Here is a 15,327-nt window from a genome sequence, read left to right as displayed (position 1 = left end):
GCGAAAGCGTACAGTCCGCGGCCATGAACCCCGGCACCCCGTCCCACCCCGCCCCGCCCGCCCCCTCGGGCCCGCTCCGCCACTTCGCCTCCGACAACTACGGCGGCATCTGCCCCGAGGCGTTCGCGGCCATGGCCGAGGCGAACGTGGGCCACTCGCCGGGCTACGGCGACGACCGCTGGACGCAGGAGGCGGCCGACCTGCTGCGCGAGACGTTCGAGACCGACTGCGAGGTGTTCTTCGCGTTCAACGGCACGGCCGCGAACTCGCTCGCGCTGGCCGCGCTCTGCCAGTCGTACCACTCGATCCTCTGCCACGAGACGGCGCACGTCGAGACCGACGAGTGCGGCGCGCCGGAGTTCTTCTCCAACGGCACCAAGGTCCTCACCCTGCCCGGCCCGAACGGCAAGCTCCGGCCCGACGGCATCGACCACATGGTCCGGCGCCGCACCGACATCCACTACCCGAAGCCGCGCGCGGTCTCGGTGACGCTGCCGACCGAGCTGGGCACGCTCTACACGGTGGACGAGCTCGGCGCGATCGGCGAGCGCGCGCGCGCGAACGGGCTGCGCTTCCACATGGACGGCTCGCGCTTCGGCAACGCCGTGGCGGCGCTGGGCGTCGCCCCCAAGGACCTCACCTGGAAGGTGGGCGTGGACGTGCTCTGCTTCGGCGGCACCAAGGCCGGCATGGCGGTGGGCGAGGCGATCGTGTTCTTCGACCGCGCGCTGGCGGCCGACTTCGACTACCGCTGCAAGCAGGCCGGGCAGCTCGCGAGCAAGATGCGCTTCCTGGCGGCGCCGTGGGTGGGCATGCTCCGGGGCGGTGCCTGGCTGCGCCACGCCCGGCACACCAACGCGATGGCCGCGCTGCTGGAGCGCGCGCTCCGCGCCGTCCCCGGGGTGGAGATCCTCCAGCCGGTGCAGGCGAACTCGGTGTTCGCGACGCTGCCGGGCGACGCCGCCGCGCGGCTGCGCGCGAAGGGCTGGCGCTTCTACGACTTCATCGGCTCCGGCGGCGTCCGGCTCATGTGCGCCTGGGACGTGACGCCCGCCGACGTGGAGGCGTTCGCCGCCGACCTCCGGGTGGCGGTGGCCGGCCCGCGCGAGCGCCAGGGCGCGCACCCGGCCCTCCCGTAACGCGATCCCCGCGGCCGCATCCACTATGGGGTTCGCAGCGGCGCCCGGCGGCGCCGCGCCGCGGAGGACGCGATGGCCGGCTTCGACTACGTGGTGGTGGGCGGCGGGATGGCGGGGCACGCCGCGGCCCAGGGGATCCGGCTGGTGGACGGCGCCGGCTCCATCGCCATCCTGGGCGACGAGCCGGAGCGGCCCTACGCCCGGCCCCCGCTCTCCAAGGCGCTCTGGCGCGGGCAGGAGGAGGGCTCGATCTGGCTGCCCGAGGTGGCCGGGACCACGCTCCGTACCGGCGTGCGCGTGAGCGCGATCGACCGCGCCGCGCACCGGGTCGAGCTCGAGGGCGGCGGGGCGATCGAGTACCGCAAGCTGCTGCTCGCGACCGGAGGGACGCCGCGGCGGCTGCCCGGGGCCGCGGAAGGGGTGATCCACTTCCGCACCGTGGCGGACTTCCGCCGGCTGCGCGCGCTCCCGGCCGGTCGGCGCGTGGTGGTGGTCGGCGGCGGCTTCATCGGCTCGGAGGTGTCCTCGGCGCTCTCCGACGCCGGCTACCGGGTGACGCTCGTGTTCCCGGAGGAGACCATCGGTGCGCGGACGTTCCCGCGCGACCTGGGCCTGCACCTGAACGGCTACTACGGCGAGCACGGGGTGGAGGTGCTGCCGGCCACGCGGGTCTCCGGCGTGGAGCGGCGCGGGGACGGCTTCGCCGTGCGCACCGGCGGCGGCGAGCTCCCGGCGGACCTGGTGGTGGCGGGGCTCGGGATCGCGCCGAACGACGCGCTGGCGCGCGGCGCCGGGCTGGACGTGGACGACGGCATCGTGGTGGACGCGTCGCTCCGCACCCGCGATCCGGACGTGTTCGCCGCGGGCGACGTGGCGCGCTTCTGGAACCCCGCGCTGGGCCGGCTCCTCCGCGTGGAGCACGAGGACAACGCGAACAAGATGGGCGAGACGGCGGGGCGCGCCATGGCCGGCGCGGACGTCGTCTACGGCCACCTCCCGTTCTTCTACTCCGACCTGTTCGACCTCGGGTACGAGGCGGTCGGCGTGGTGGACGCGCGGCTCGAGACCGTCGCCGACTGGCAGGAGCCGTTCCGCCGGGGCGTGATCTACTACCTCGCCGACGGGCGCGTCCGGGGCGTGGTGACCTGGGGCGCGTTCGGCAAGCTGGACGCCGCCCGCGCGCTGGTGGCCGAGCAGGGGCCGCACCGCGCGGCCGACCTGCGCGGCCGGATCCCGGTGTAGCGGCGCCGCCTCGCCGCGTCAGCGCGGACGATCGCGGTCGAGGATGGCGAAGGGCCGCTCGCCCTTGAAGACGCGGAACAGCAGGTAGAGCGCCGGGAACAGCAGCACCGCCCCGGCGGCGAGCGCCCAGAGCACCGGCACCTGCGTCGCGCGCGGCGCGCTCGCCGACGCGAGCGTGTGGTCCGGCACCACGAGGTACGGGTACTGCGACGCGCCCCAGCCGAGCACGATGAGCGTGACCTGCGCCGCCGCCGCGGCGCGCGCCAGGCGTACCTGCCCGCGGTACAGCGCGGCGAACGCGGTGACCGCCGCGGCGCCGGTGGCGAGGTGCAGCGGGATCGACCAGCCGCGCCGCGTCAGCCCGGCGAACACGAGCGGCGCCTCGCGCCAGGAGAGCGCGGCCGACAGGGCCGCGGTCAGGAACACCGCCACGCCCGCGCCGATGGCGCGGCGCCGGAAGTCCTCGCGCAGCGCGCCCCCCGCCTCGACCGCCAGGTACGCCGCGGCCACGTACGCGAACAGCGCGGCGGCGAACGCGCCCACCGCCAGCGGGAACGGCGCCGCCCAGGCGAACGGCGCCTCGCCGCGCGCGGCCGCGCCCAAGCCGCCGGAGGCGAGCGCGCCCACGATGACGCCGAGCGTGAGCGGCGCCACCACCGACGACCCGGAGAACACGAGCCCCCAGCGCGCCTGCACGCGGTCCTCGGGCGCGTCGTAGGTCCGGAACGTGAACGCCGCGCCGCGGAGCACGATGCCGACCAGCAGGAGCATGAGCGGGACGAACAGCGCGATGGTGATGGCCGCGAACGCCGGCGGGAACGCCGTGAACAGCAGCACCACGATCAGGATCAGCCAGACGTGGTTCGCCTCCCAGATCGGCCCGAGCGCCTCCTCGATCAGCGCGCGCTGCTCCTTCTTGCGCGGACCGCCGGCGAGCAGGTCCCAGATGCCGGCGCCGAAGTCCGCCCCGCCGAGCAGCGCGTACAGGACCGCGGCGACGAGGATCACCCCGCCCAGCAGGTCGGCCGGCGTCACGGCCGCACCTCCGCGGTGCCGGCGCCGGGGCCGAGGGCGACGGCGCGCGGGCTCTTCGCGATCTGGCGCCAGAGCAGCGCCACCACCACCACGGCGAGGAACACGTAGAGCACCATGAAGCCGATGAACGGGATCGCGAGGTTCGTCACCGGCGTCACCGAGTCGGCGGTGCGCAGCACGCCCCACACCGTGAACGGCTGGCGGCCCCACTCCGTCACGAGCCAGCCCGCCTCGAGCGCCACGAAGCCGAACGGGGACGCCACGACCAGCGCCCGCAGCAGCCAGCGCCCCGGCTCGCGGCGGCGCACCCGGCGCACCGCCCAGGCCGCGGCGAGCAGCGCCATGATCGAGCCCAGCCCGACCATCACCTGGAAGGCGAGGTGCACGAGCAGCGTGTTGGGCCAGCGGTCGCGCGGGAACGCCTCCAGGCCGCGCACCTCGGCCTGCGGGTCGTGGAACGCGAGCAGCGAGAGGCCGTACGGGATCTCCAGCGCGTAGCGCGTCTCGCGCCGCTCCTCGTCGGGGATGCCGCCGATGCGCAGCGGCGCGCCGCGCTCGGTCCGGAAGTGACCCTCCAGCGCGGCGAGCTTCACCGGCTGCGTGGTCGCGATCTGGCGCGCGGAGAAGTCGCCCGAGAGCGGCTGCAGCAGCGCCGCGAGCGCGCCCACGCCGAACGCGATGCGGAGCGCGGCGCGGTGGAACGGGTTGTCCCGCTCGCGCAGGAGCATGAACGCGTGGATGCCCGCCACCGCGAAGCCGGTCGCCGCGTAGCACGAGATGAGGACGTGGATGACCTGGTGCTGCCAGCCGGGCGGGAACATCGCGACGAACGGGTCGATGGCGGCGGCGCCGGCCGCCACCCCGCCGGCGCCCAGCTCGAAGCCGGCCGGCACGTTCATCCAGACGTTCGCGAGCGTCACGAAGAACGCGGAGGTGGCGCCGCTCGCCGCGACCACCCACCCGGCGGCGAGGTGCAGGCGCGGGCCGACGCGGCCCCAGCCGTACAGGTAGATGCCGAGGAAGATCGCCTCCGCGAAGAACGCGAAGCCCTCCAGCGAGAACGGCATGCCGATGATGGGACCCGCGAACTGCATGAAGCGCGGCCAGAGCAGCCCCAGCTCGAACGAGATGACCGTGCCGGAGACGGCGCCCACCGCGAACAGGATGGCGGTGCCCTTCGCCCACCGGCGCGCCAGCTCCAGGTGCACCTCCGAGCCGGTGCGGCGCCAGCGCCATTCGGCCAGGACCATGAACAGCGGCATGGCCACGCCGACGGCGGCGAAGACGATGTGGAAGGCGAGCGAGACGCCGAAGAGCGCGCGGGCGGCGAGGAGGTCGGTCACGGCGGCCGATACTTGCCCACCCGGACGGCTGTTCGCCCGGCCTCTCCGGGTGCGGCAGCGTGTCGCTTGCGCCCGGCGCGCCGCGGTTTCCGGTGCACGCCAGGCCGCCGCCCGGCGCTCGCCTCCGCGCCCGCCCCGCGGCCTCGCACCGGCGCGGGCACGTCGCCAGATTCGCGAAGACCTGCGGACACGGAGGACGGGATGGAACACGAGGATCGTGCGACGGAGATGGTGGAGGGGACGACGGCGCGGGTGCCGTCGCTGGCGTTCCTGGGGATCGCGCTCGGGGCGATGGCCGCGTCGGCCGCGCTCGTGATCACCGGGCGCAAGCAGCTCGGGAACTTCGTCGGCCAGTGGGCGCCGTCGATCCTGATCATGGGCCTGTACAACAAGCTCGCGAAGGAGGTCGCGGTCCCGAAGCGCCGCGGGCTCGAGAGCCCGTACACGGCCGGCGGCATCGTGACCGGCGCATAGGCGGGGCCCGGCGGCGGACGCGCGCGGGCGCGGCGGCGATCGCCCGCCCTCCCGCGCGCGCTAGCGGCCGGTGAGCGCGCGCACCTGCGCCCGGGTGCGGCCCGGGACGTTGGTGATGAGGGCGGCCGCACCGAGCCCGGTGAGCCGGGCCACCTCGTCCGGCGCGTCCACGGTCCAGGCGTTCACCGCCAGGCCGCGCGCCCGCCACGCCTCGGCGCGCGCCGGGGTGACGAGCGAGGCGTCCGGGTGGACGGCGGCGGCGCCGAGCAGCCGCGCGGCGAGCGCCGTGCGCAGGCGCCAGCGGTGCCCCGGCTCGAAGAGCAGCCCCACCGGCACCTCCGGCGCCGCCAGCCGGAACGCGGCCACCAGCCGGTAGTCGAAGGAGGAGGCGATCACCCTCCCCCCCGCACCGGCGCGCCGCACGTCGCGCGCCACCGCCTCGGCCAGGCGCAGGTCGCGCCCGCGCGACTTCAGCTCCACGTTCACCACCGCCCCCGGGAGCGCCTCCAGCACCTCCGGCAGCGTCGAGATCCGCGCGCCCCGGAACCGCTCGCCCTTCCACGCGCCCACGTCGAGCGCGCGCAGCTCGGCGAGCGGCGTGGCGTCCACCCGGAACCGCGCGCCGGCCACGCGCCCGGTGTCCTCGTCGTGGACGACCACCACCTCCCCGGTGCGGCACCGCCAGACGTCCAGCTCCACCCCGTCGGCGCCCTGCGCGAGGGCCAGGCGGAAGGCGGCGAGCGTGTTCTCGGGCGCGTCGGCGCTCGCGCCCCGGTGGCCGAGCACGAGCGGGCGGCCGTCTGCGCGGGGGGCCCTGCGGTTCGGGGTGGGCATGCCGGCGTCGCGCTCCTGCGCCTCCGCGCCGCCGGGCGCCTTGCCGCCTGGCGCCCGGAGGGTCGCGCGACTATCCTAGCGCGCCGCCTGCCGCGGGATCGCCGCGGCGCGGGCACGGAACCCCCGGATGACCGAGCTCCTCATCGTCGCCTTCGTCGCGCTGCTGGTCTTCGGCGCCACCCGGATCCCGGCGCTGGGGGACGCGCTGGGCCGGGCGGTGCGCGGGGTCCGGGCCGCCGCGCGCGGCGACCGCGGGCCCGAGCAGCCGCCGCGGCCCTGACCCGGCGCCGGGCTCACCCGGCGCGCCCCGCCACGAGCCGCGCTGCCACCGCCCGCACCAGCGGGTGCAGCGCGCCGTCGCGGGCCACGTCCGCGACCTCGGCGCCGGGCAGCACCGCCAGCAGCTTCAGGGCCAGCTCCGTCTCGGCGTACGGGTTGCGCACCACCGCGAGCGCCACCGCGGTCCGCGTGCGCCAGCGCGGCGACTCGACCACGCAGCGCAGCGTCTCGGGGCGGCACGGGCGCCGGGCCGCGATCCGCACCACGAACGGCTCGGTGAGCTGCGGGTTGCGGAGCAGCTCGCGGACCACCGACGGCTCGCCCTCCGCCGCGAGCCGCGCCAGCAGGTCCGGATCGCGGTGCGCGCGCGCCAGCGCCTTCTTGTGGCCGAGCGTCAGATGCGCGAGGCGCGCGTCGGCCTTGTCCCGCGGCGGGCGCCAGGGCGCCCGGGGCGGCGGGGCCACCAGGAGCCCGGTGACCTCGGCGAGGCCGCGCCCGGCGGCCACGGCGTAGAGGTCGGCGCGCCAGGCGTAGGGGAGGTCGGGCTCGGGATCGCGCAGCGCCTGGCCGATCGCCGCCATCGCGCCCCGCGCCTCGCCCGCGCCGCGGCGGGCCAGCGCGGCGATCAGCTCCGCCGCCCGCTCCGGCTCCACGGCCCCGAGCGCGCGCGCCGCGGCGCGCGCGCGCATGGGCCCCTCCTCCAGCGCGTACAGCCGGCGGATCAGCGCGCGGGCCTCCGCCTCCGGCCCGGGCGCCGCGCCCGCGGTCATCGGGCCGCCGCCTCCACGCCGCCGATCGCCGCCACCCGCACGGTGGCGCCGGCCAGGTCGTCCGGCGCGTCCGGCAGCACGACCAGGAACGGCAGCGACTCGCCGGGGCGGATCCGGGCGGGCGCGCGCGCTTCCACGGCGCGGGCCACCGCCTCGAGCTCGGCGGCCCCGCCGGCGCCGTGCAGCTCCTCCGGCGTCGCGACGGCGCCGGCCGGCGCGGTGCCGCGCGCGATCACCTGGCCGTCGCGGACGAGCTCCACCTCCACGCGCGCGCGGGCCACCGGCGACGGCGCGCGCGAGACGACCTTGCCGCGCACGAACAGCACCGGACCGCCGCGCGCGCGGTCGTAGAGCCCGCTGCGCAGCTCGGCCACCGAGAGCGGTCCGGCGGCGCGCTCGCCCACGCCCACCGCGCCCAGCACCGACGAGGGCCGGAACGCGCCCGGCTCGAGCGGCGCGTCGCCGCGCCACGCCACCCGGAACGCGAGCGCGACCAGCAGCAGCGCCGCCAGGGCCGCGGCGTTCACCGCCATCGAGCGCAGCCGCCCGCCGCGCGGGCCCGCGGGCCTCGACGCGTCGCGCGCCGACGCCTCCGCCGGCGCCTCCGCGACCGCGGCCGCCCGGGCAGGCCGGGGGGGCTCCGGGGGGAGCGGAGGCGGGGCCTCCTGCGGGCCGGACGGCTCGGTGGCGAGCGCCAGCGTCTCCTCGCCGCGATCCGCGAACGAGAGCTCGTTCGGACCGGCGTCGCCGCCGCCCGCCGCCCACGGCGCGGCCCGCGCGAACGGATCGTCCTCGAGCGGCGGCTCGTCCAGCCGCGCCGGCGCCGGCGTCGAGCGCTCCTCGAGCGCCAGGTCCGGACCGGCCAGCGGGCCGCCGGGGAGGCCGAGATCGGGCCCGCCGGCGAGGTCGAGGTCCATGGCGGGCGGCGGCGCCGGCGGGTCGAGCGGTGCCTCCAGCTCGGACGGGCCGGCGAGCTCCAGGGCCAGCCCGGCCGGAAGGCCGGGAGCCGGCTCGGGCGGGAACGCGAGGTCGAGGCCGCCCGCGGGCGGCAGCGGCTCGGGCGCGAGCGCGGGCGGCGCGGGGAGCGGCGGCGGCGGCGCGGGCGCGTCGCCGAGCAGGTCGGAGAGATCGGTGAGCGGCAGCGCCGACGAGCCGCCCGGCGCGGCGCCCGGCGCGGGCGCCGCCAGGCCCGCCGGGATCTCGGCGGCGGCCGCCCTGCGGCGGGGCGACACGGACGCCGCGAACGGATCGGCTGCGCCGGCGAGCGCAGCGGCGAACGGGTCCGCGCCCCCGGCCTCCGGCGCGAACGGATCGGCCGGGCCGGCGGCGGCCTCGGCGCCGGGGCGATCACCCATCGTGAACGCGAACGGATCCGCGCCATCGGGCCCCGCGAAGCCGGTCGGGGGCGTCTCGAGCGCGAACGGGTCCGCGGCCGGCGCCCCGCGGGCCGGACCGGCGAACGGATCGGGGCCGAACGGATCCGGCGCCGGCGCCTGGACGGGCGGACGCGGGGCTGCGAACGGATCGGCGGCGAACGGATCCTGCGCCGCCGCGAAGGCAGGCTCCGCGAAAGGATCGGCCGGGCCGGGGAGCGCCGGGCCCGGCGGCGGGAGCGGCGCCGGACGAGGCTCCGGCGGCGCGGCGACCGGCGGGGCGTCGGGCCGACGGACCGCGAACACCGTCTTGCAATGCGAGCAGCGCACCTTCGCGCCGCGCGGGCCGATCTTGTCGTCCGCGATCCGGAACTTCGCCTGGCAGTGGGTGCAGTGGGCGATCATGCGGGGCGCCGGCAGGACGTTACACCGTCATGCCGCTTGACACCAAGCGCCAACCGCAGGAACAATGCCCGAAGTTTCGCACACTTACCGCCGCGGATGGAGCGATGAGCGACCAGCACACCGAAGGTACGGACACCAGCGCCGCCGTCGAGCCGAAGGTCATCAAGCGGTACACGAACCGGAAGCTCTACGACACGGTGGAGTCCCGGTACGTCACGCTCGACGAGATCGCCGAGATGATCAAGGGCGGTGCCGAGGTCAAGATCATCGACAACCGCACCAAGGAGGACCTCACCTCCATCACGCTCGCGCAGATCATCTTCGAGGAGGAGAAGAAGACCTCCAAGATGAGCCTCGAGACGCTCCGGGACCTCATCCGCCACGGCGGCGAGGTGGCCCAGCGGCTGGTGGTGGGGACGCAGGCCGAGCTCCGCGGGCGGGTCGAGGCGGTCCGGGCCGCGGCCGAGCAGCGGGTGCAGAACCTGATGGCGCGGAGCCAGGCCACCGGCGATCGCGCCAAGGAGCTGATGGCCGCCTCGCAGGAGGCCATGGCGTCCCTCCAGCGCCGGGTCGACGAGCGGGTGCGCGCGGCCGTGGACGGCGTCTCCAGCCTCTCCGAGGTGCGCCGGCAGCTCGACGAGATCACCGCGCGCCTGCACGAGCTGGAGCGGAAGCTGGAGGAGTCGGCGCGCGACGACCGGCCGCCGCCGCCGCAGGAGCCTCCCGCCGCGCAGTGACGCGCTAGCCGAACAGCGCGGCGCGCATCGACAGCGAGCCCATGTCGAAGCCGGTGATGGGGAACCGCACCGGGTCCGCGCCCGCCGCCCCGGCCGCGTACAGCAGCGGCAGGTAGTGCTCGGGCGTGGGGTGCGCGCGCCGGCCGTCCGGCGTCCCGAGCGCCTCCACCAGCCAGCGCGCGTCGCCGCGCTCCAGCGCGGCGGCCGCGTCCGCGTCGAACCGCGCGGCCCACGCCGGCGTGGTGGCGTCGCCCCTGCGCCACGCGTCGAACGCGTGCCGCAGGTCGTGCACCAGGTTGCCGCTGCCCATCACCAGCACGCCCTCGTCGCGGAGCGGCGCCAGCGCCCGGCCCAGCGCGAGGTGGGCGGCCGGGTCCAGCTCCGCGGAGATGGAAAGCTGCACCACCGGAACGTCGGCCGCCGGGAACAGGTGCACGAGCACGCTCCAGGTGCCGTGGTCGAGCCCCCAGGCGTCCACCACCCGGGCGCCGTCCCCCGCGACCAGTGCCGCCGCGCGCCGCGCCAGCTCCGGAGCGCCCGGGGCCGGGTAGCGGACGCGGAACAGCGCGTCGGGGAAGCCGCCGAAGTCGTGGACGGTCTCGGGCCGCTCCTGGCCGGTGAGGACGCTGCCCTCGGTGACGAAGTGGGCCGACACCGCCAGGATCGCGCGGGGCCGCGGGAGCAGCGGCGCGAGGCCGCGGAACGCGCAGCTCCACCGGTTGTCCTCGATCGCGTTCATGGGCGAGCCGTGCCCCACGAACAGCACCGGCATCCGCCGCCCCGCGCCCTGCCGCTCCATCGCGCCTCCCACGTGCCGCGGCCTACGCCGCGTCCGACTGCTTCGCGGCCTGCTTCACCGCCTCGAGCTCGATCGTGATCTCCACCTTCTCCCCCACCAGCACGCCGCCGGTCTCGAGCGCCGCGTTCCACGCCAGCCCGAACGCCTTGCGGTCGAGCGCGGCCTTCGCCGAGAAGCCGGCGCGCTCGTTGCCCCAGGGGTCCTTGCCGATGCCGGCGAACTCGGCGTCCAGCGTCACCTCGCGCGTCACGCCGTGCAGGGTGAGGTCGCCCACCACCCGGTAGCCGTCGCCGGCCTTCTCGATGCGCCGCGAGCGGAACGTGAGCTCCGGGTACTTCGCGACGTCGAGGAAGTCCGCCGAGCGCAGGTGCGTGTCGCGGTCGGCGACCTGGGTGTCGATGGAGGCGGCGTCGATCTTCACGTCCACCTTCGCGCCGGTGAGGTCCTGCGGATCGAGCTCCAGGGTGCCGGTCCATCTGGCGAACCGGCCGTGCACCTTGGAGATGACCATGTGGCGGACCCAGAAGTGGATGGCGGAGTGGGTGACGTCGACGCTCCAGGGGGTGGTGGCCATGTCGGATTCCTTTCTGCTTCGATTCGTGAAGGTTCCGCGCGGTTCTCGCGGGTCGGCTCCTCGCTGACGGGAGGAATCTGATACCGTTCCGTTCATGGCGCAATCAGCCGCACAGGGAATGAGTGTTGCGCTGGAGGAACGATGGACCTCGACCTGCTCCGCGTGTTCACCGCCGTCGCGCGCACCGCCAGCTTCTCCGCCGCCGCGCGCGAGCTGCGCATCCCGAAGTCGTCGGCCAGCCGTGCCGTGGCGCGGCTCGAGGAGGAGCTCGGGGTGCAGCTCCTGTTCCGCACCACGCGCCAGGTGTCGCTGAGCGCGGCCGGCACCGGGCTGTACGACCGGATCGCCCCGCTGCTCCAGGGCCTGGAGAGCGCGCTCGGCGAGCTGCCGGAGCGCGAGGAGGAGCCGTCGGGGCTGCTGCGCGTCACTGCGCCGGTGGACATCGGCATCTTCTTCCTGGCCGAGCTCACCGCGCGCTACACGCTGCGCTACCCGGCGGTCTCGGTGGAGCTCGACCTGAGCAGCCGGCTGGTGGACCTGGTGGCGGAGGGCTTCGACGTGGCGCTGCGCGTGGCGCCGGGGCTGAAGGACTCGACGCTGGTGGCGAGGAAGGCCTCCCCGGTGCAGCTGCAGCTGTTCGCCTCCCCGCTCTACCTGGCGCGGCGCGGGACGCCGCGCACCGAGGTGGAGCTCGAGGCGCACGACTGGGTGACGTTCGGGACGCAGGCCCGCAAGCTGCGGCTCGAGGGGGCGCGCGGGACCGTGGAGGTGACGCCCCGCTCGCGGATCCTGTGCCCGGAGCTGCTGTTCGTGCGCGAGGCGATGCGGGCCGGCGCCGGCATCGGCCTGCTGCCCTCGTTCATGGCGGAGCAGGACCTGGCGGCTGGGACGCTGGTGCGCGTGCTGCCGCGCCTGGTGCGGAGCGGCGGCAACCTCTACGTGGTGACGCCCGCGACGCGCCACGTCCCGCGCAAGGTGAGCGCGTTCCGCGACCTCGTGCTGGAGCTCGTCAGGAGCCGGCCGCTCGGGCCGCCGCTGCCGTGACGCCGGCCGGTGCGGGCGCGCGCGCCAGCACCTCGTCGCCGATCGCGGCGAGCGCGGCCGCGCCGCTCGACCGGGGCGCGTGCTCGAACACGGTCCGGCCGTGGCTCTGCGCCTCGTCCACCTTCACCGACCAGCCCAGCACGGTCCGCGACAGCTCCCCCGGGAACCGCTCGCGCAGCTTCGCCAGGATCTCGTCGGCGAGCTGCGTCTTCCGGTACAGCGTGGGCACCACCAGCGCGATGGCCGGCGCCGCGCCGCGCTCGGCCCGGAGCCGCTCCAGGCTCTGGACGATCTCGGCGCACCCGTCGAGCGCGAGGTAGGTGAGCGCGACCGGCACCACCAGCTCGCGCGCGGCGCGCAGCACGTTCTCGGTCACGAGCGACAGCGAGGGCGGCGCGTCGATGAGCACCGCGTCGTACCGGTCCTCGCCCACCGTGGCGAGCCGTCGATCGAGCCGCTCGGCGCGATCCGCCGCCGCGGCCACCGCCACCGGGAAGCCGGCCAGGTCCTTGTTCGCGGGCAGCAGGTCGAGGCCGGCCACCGCGGTGGGCCGGACCACCCGCTCGAGCGGCACCGCGTCGTCGAGCAGCCACTCGTGGACGGTGGGCGACAGGCCGCGCACGTCCACGCCGAGCGACTTCCCGGCGTGGCCCTGCGTGTCGAGGTCGGCCACCAGCACGCGCAGCCCGCGCGCCGCGAGCCGCGCCGCCACGTGCACGCACAGCGTGGTCTTGCAGGTACCGCCCTTCTCGTTGATGAACGCGATCCGCCGCATGCCGGCCACGTCCCCCCCGCCGGCGCGCTACTCCGGACCGGGCCCGCCGCGGTCCGGGCCGCCGCGGTCCGGGCCGCCGCGGTCCACGCGCTCGGAGAGCCCGTCGATCACCTGCTCGAGCTCCTCCAGCTTGCGCTTCAGCGCCGCGACGTCGTCGCGCGACGGGAGGTTGGCCGCGTGCAGCGCCTGCCGGACCCCGCGGTCGAAGGTGCTCCGCGCCTGCAGCGCCGAGCTCACCAGCGACTGGAGCCCCCCGCCGACCCGGTCGCTGGCGAGCAGCTTCCCGACCACCCGGCCCACCTGCTCCTCGCCGGCGGCGAGGGCGCGCTTCAGCACGGGATTCCGCAGCACGTCGTCGAGGATCATCGTGTGTGGACTTGTCCCTTTCCGCTCGATAGCTTGTCAAGCCCAGTGGCTTCCCCCGGCCTGCTCGATCGCCGCCTGCTCGTCGTGACCGGCAAGGGCGGCGTGGGCAAGACGACCGTCTGCGCCGCGCTCGCCCTGCTCGCCGCCCGCGCGGGCAAGCGCGTGCTGGTGTGCGAGGTGAACGCGACCCGCGAGCGGGTCGCCCCCCTGCTCGGCGCGCCTGCCTCGGGGCCCTTCGTCCGGGAGGCGCTGCCCGGGCTCTCGACCATCAACGTGACCCCGCACGAGGCCATGCGCGAGTACGGCCTCATGGTCCTGAAGTTCCGGACCATCTACGAGGCGGTCTTCGAGAACCGGCTGGTGCGCTACTTCCTGCGCATGGTGCCGGGCCTCGCCGAGCTGGTGATGCTCGGCAAGGTGCTGCACGAGGTGCGCGCCGAGGAGGGCGGGCGGCCGCGCTGGGACCTGGTGCTGCTCGACGCCCCCGCCACCGGCCACGCCGTCCAGCTCCTGCGCGTCCCGTCCGCGCTCGTGGACACCGTGCCGGCCGGCCCGCTGCGCCACGACGCCGAGTGGATGCAGGCGCTGCTGGTGGACCCGGCGCGCACCGGCGTGGCGCTGGTCACGCTGCCCGAGGAGATGCCGGTCAACGAGGTGATCGAGCTCGACGGGCTGGTGCGCGGCGAGCTGGGCATGGCGGTGGCCGCGCTGGTGGTGAACGCCATGCCGCCCGCGCGCTTCGACGCGGCCGAGGCGGCGGAGCTGGCCCGCCTCGCCGCCGCCGCGGCGCCGCTCGGGCCCGCCGCCGAGGCCGGGCGGATCCAGGCGCTGCGCGCCGAGGCCGCCGGGCGCTACCTGGTCCGCGCCCGGGCCGCGCTCGACCTGCCCACCACCGTGCTGCCGCTCCTGCCGATGGTGGAGTGGGGGCCGGCGGCGGTGGAGGCCATCGCGGCGGCGCTCGCGGCCGCGCCGCCCGCGGAGGCGCGCCCGTGACCACCGTGCGCGACAGCCTGGGCGGCCGCCGGGTGGCGGTGTGCGTCGGCGCCGGCGGGGTGGGCAAGACCACCGCCGCGGCCGCGCTGGCGCTCTCGCGCGCGCTGGAGGGCGGCCGGGTGCTGGTGTGCACCATCGACCCGGCGCGGCGCCTCGCGAACGCGCTCGGGCTGGCCACGCTCGGCAACGTCGAGTCGCGCGTGCCGGAGCACAAGCTCGCCGAGGCGGGGCTGCGGCCGCGCGGCGAGCTGTGGGCGATGATGCTGGACGTGAAGCGCACCTGGGACGACCTGGTGGGCCGCCACGCGCCGGACCCTGCCCGCCGCGACCGCATCCTGCGCAACCGGCTGTACCAGCAGATGTCCGCCGCGCTGGCCGGCTCGCAGGAGTACATGGCGATGGAGAAGCTCTACGAGCTGGCCACCGACCGCGACTACGACCTGATCGTCCTCGACACCCCGCCCACCGCGCACGCGCTCGACTTCCTGGACGCGCCCGACCGGATCCTCGACTTCCTCGGGAACGAGACCGCCCGCGCGCTCCTCGCGCCCGCGCTCGGCGCGGGAAGGTTCGGGCTGCGGCTGGCGCAGCTCGGCGGCGGGTACGTGGCGAAGACGCTGGCGCGCTTCACCGGCCAGCAGGTCCTGTCCGATCTGGGCGACTTCCTGCAGGGCTTCCAGGGCATGTACGACGGCTTCAAGGAGCGCGCCGGCGAGGTGCGAGCCATGCTGGCCCGGCCCGAGACCGGCTTCGTGCTGGTGGCGTCGCCGGCGGCCGCGGCCATCGAGGAGGCGCTCGCCTTCCACGAGCGGCTTCACGCGGAGTCGATGCCGGTGGCGGGGCTGGTGGTGAACCGGCTCACCCCGGACCTGTGGCCGGCGGCGGCGCCGCTGCCGGACGCGGCCGACCTGGCCGCGCCGCTGGCCGCGGCCGCCGCGAGCGCGCCCGACCTGGCCGCGCGGCTCGCGGCCACGCTGGCGGAGCACCAGGCGATGGCCGCCGCGGAGCGCCGCTCGCTCGCCGGCCTCCTCGCCCGGATCGGTGCGCCGCACGCGCTGGTGCCGCGCCTCGAGGGCGACGTGCACGACTTGGCGGGCCTGGCCCGGATGGCAGACCGGCTGTGACGCTCGCGGCTGCGCCCCTGC

At 76.4% G+C, this 15,327-nt stretch carries 17 protein-coding genes; 8 read left to right on the top strand and 9 right to left on the bottom strand.

Annotated features, from left to right (window positions below; translation table 11 throughout):
• Nucleotides 1–23: 23 nt before the first annotated feature.
• Both A2CP1_RS04980 and A2CP1_RS04975 read left to right on the top strand, forming a co-directional pair.
• Nucleotides 24–1,139, top strand: a complete 1,116-nt coding sequence (locus A2CP1_RS04980; protein ID WP_012632349.1) for a threonine aldolase family protein — start codon at nt 24–26, stop codon at nt 1,137–1,139.
• Between the two features lie 72 nt (nt 1,140–1,211).
• Nucleotides 1,212–2,381, top strand: coding sequence for an NAD(P)/FAD-dependent oxidoreductase (locus A2CP1_RS04975; protein ID WP_012632348.1), 1,170 nt, complete (start codon nt 1,212–1,214; stop codon nt 2,379–2,381).
• Nucleotides 2,382–2,399: 18 nt separating this feature from the next.
• On the opposite strand, the gene A2CP1_RS04970 is transcribed toward A2CP1_RS04975, so the two are convergent.
• The gene (locus A2CP1_RS04970) at nt 2,400–3,416 is read right to left on the bottom strand and encodes a cytochrome d ubiquinol oxidase subunit II (RefSeq protein ID WP_012632347.1); all 1,017 of its coding nucleotides are present in this window, start codon (nt 3,414–3,416) and stop codon (nt 2,400–2,402) included.
• A complete protein-coding gene (locus tag A2CP1_RS04965) occupies nt 3,413–4,759 on the bottom strand; it encodes a cytochrome ubiquinol oxidase subunit I (RefSeq protein ID WP_012632346.1) in 1,347 nt (448 codons plus the stop codon). Before A2CP1_RS04965 ends, A2CP1_RS04970 begins: the two co-directional genes overlap by 4 nt.
• 201 nt (nt 4,760–4,960) lie before the next feature.
• Here A2CP1_RS04965 and A2CP1_RS04960 point away from each other — a divergent pair, with 201 nt between their 5' ends.
• The gene (locus A2CP1_RS04960; RefSeq protein WP_012525061.1) at nt 4,961–5,233 is read left to right on the top strand and encodes a hypothetical protein; all 273 of its coding nucleotides are present in this window, start codon (nt 4,961–4,963) and stop codon (nt 5,231–5,233) included.
• Between the two features lie 60 nt (nt 5,234–5,293).
• On the opposite strand, the gene A2CP1_RS04955 is transcribed toward A2CP1_RS04960, so the two are convergent.
• Nucleotides 5,294–6,067 (bottom strand): glycerophosphodiester phosphodiesterase, encoded by a 774-nt coding sequence (locus A2CP1_RS04955; RefSeq protein WP_012632345.1) that lies wholly within the window; start codon nt 6,065–6,067, stop codon nt 5,294–5,296.
• Nucleotides 6,068–6,194: 127 nt separating this feature from the next.
• Between A2CP1_RS04955 and A2CP1_RS04950 the strand changes: the two genes are divergently transcribed.
• Nucleotides 6,195–6,347, top strand: a complete 153-nt coding sequence (locus A2CP1_RS04950; RefSeq protein WP_012632344.1) for a Sec-independent protein translocase subunit TatA/TatB — start codon at nt 6,195–6,197, stop codon at nt 6,345–6,347.
• A 13-nt stretch (nt 6,348–6,360) separates the two neighbouring features.
• Here the strand turns inward: A2CP1_RS04950 and A2CP1_RS04945 are convergent, their stop codons facing one another.
• Together A2CP1_RS04945 and A2CP1_RS04940 are read right to left on the bottom strand one after the other, a co-directional pair.
• Nucleotides 6,361–7,116, bottom strand: a complete 756-nt coding sequence (locus tag A2CP1_RS04945; RefSeq protein ID WP_012632343.1) for a hypothetical protein — start codon at nt 7,114–7,116, stop codon at nt 6,361–6,363.
• Nucleotides 7,113–8,894: a zinc-ribbon domain-containing protein gene (locus A2CP1_RS04940; protein WP_012632342.1), complete on the bottom strand. Its 1,782-nt coding sequence runs from the start codon at nt 8,892–8,894 to the stop codon at nt 7,113–7,115. The genes A2CP1_RS04945 and A2CP1_RS04940 overlap by 4 nt, the downstream gene beginning before the upstream one ends.
• 104 nt (nt 8,895–8,998) lie before the next feature.
• On the opposite strand from A2CP1_RS04940, the gene A2CP1_RS04935 reads away from it, so the two are divergent.
• Nucleotides 8,999–9,631, top strand: coding sequence for a polyhydroxyalkanoate synthesis repressor PhaR (locus A2CP1_RS04935; protein WP_012632341.1), 633 nt, complete (start codon nt 8,999–9,001; stop codon nt 9,629–9,631).
• Between the two features lie 4 nt (nt 9,632–9,635).
• Here A2CP1_RS04935 and ygiD read toward each other — a convergent pair whose 3' ends face one another.
• Together ygiD and A2CP1_RS04925 are read right to left on the bottom strand one after the other, a co-directional pair.
• On the bottom strand, nt 9,636–10,430 hold the full coding sequence (gene ygiD, locus A2CP1_RS04930; RefSeq protein ID WP_012632340.1) for a 4,5-DOPA-extradiol-dioxygenase: 795 nt from the start codon (nt 10,428–10,430) through the stop codon (nt 9,636–9,638).
• A 22-nt stretch (nt 10,431–10,452) separates the two neighbouring features.
• Nucleotides 10,453–11,004 (bottom strand): YceI family protein, encoded by a 552-nt coding sequence (locus tag A2CP1_RS04925; RefSeq protein ID WP_012632339.1) that lies wholly within the window; start codon nt 11,002–11,004, stop codon nt 10,453–10,455.
• Nucleotides 11,005–11,145: 141 nt separating this feature from the next.
• Between A2CP1_RS04925 and A2CP1_RS04920 the strand changes: the two genes are divergently transcribed.
• On the top strand, nt 11,146–12,048 hold the full coding sequence (locus tag A2CP1_RS04920) for a LysR family transcriptional regulator (RefSeq protein ID WP_012632338.1): 903 nt from the start codon (nt 11,146–11,148) through the stop codon (nt 12,046–12,048).
• Here the strand turns inward: A2CP1_RS04920 and A2CP1_RS04915 are convergent.
• Nucleotides 12,014–12,823, bottom strand: a complete 810-nt coding sequence (locus A2CP1_RS04915; RefSeq protein WP_012632337.1) for a ParA family protein — start codon at nt 12,821–12,823, stop codon at nt 12,014–12,016. The two genes, A2CP1_RS04920 and A2CP1_RS04915, sit on opposite strands and share 35 nt — an antisense overlap.
• Nucleotides 12,824–12,850: 27 nt before the next feature.
• Entirely contained in the window at nt 12,851–13,189 is a 339-nt protein-coding gene (locus tag A2CP1_RS04910) for a hypothetical protein (protein ID WP_012632336.1), read from the bottom strand.
• Between the two features lie 45 nt (nt 13,190–13,234).
• Between A2CP1_RS04910 and A2CP1_RS04905 the strand changes: the two genes are divergently transcribed.
• Nucleotides 13,235–14,182: an ArsA family ATPase gene (locus A2CP1_RS04905; protein WP_012632335.1), complete on the top strand. Its 948-nt coding sequence runs from the start codon at nt 13,235–13,237 to the stop codon at nt 14,180–14,182.
• Nucleotides 14,179–15,306: an ArsA family ATPase gene (locus A2CP1_RS04900; RefSeq protein ID WP_012632334.1), complete on the top strand. Its 1,128-nt coding sequence runs from the start codon at nt 14,179–14,181 to the stop codon at nt 15,304–15,306. Before A2CP1_RS04905 ends, A2CP1_RS04900 begins: the two co-directional genes overlap by 4 nt.
• Nucleotides 15,307–15,327: the final 21 nt, after the last annotated feature.

Origin of the sequence: Anaeromyxobacter dehalogenans 2CP-1, assembly GCF_000022145.1 — a bacterium.
In the GTDB taxonomy this organism is placed as follows: domain Bacteria; phylum Myxococcota; class Myxococcia; order Myxococcales; family Anaeromyxobacteraceae; genus Anaeromyxobacter; species Anaeromyxobacter dehalogenans.
This window is presented reverse-complemented; position numbering and strand designations above follow the sequence as displayed.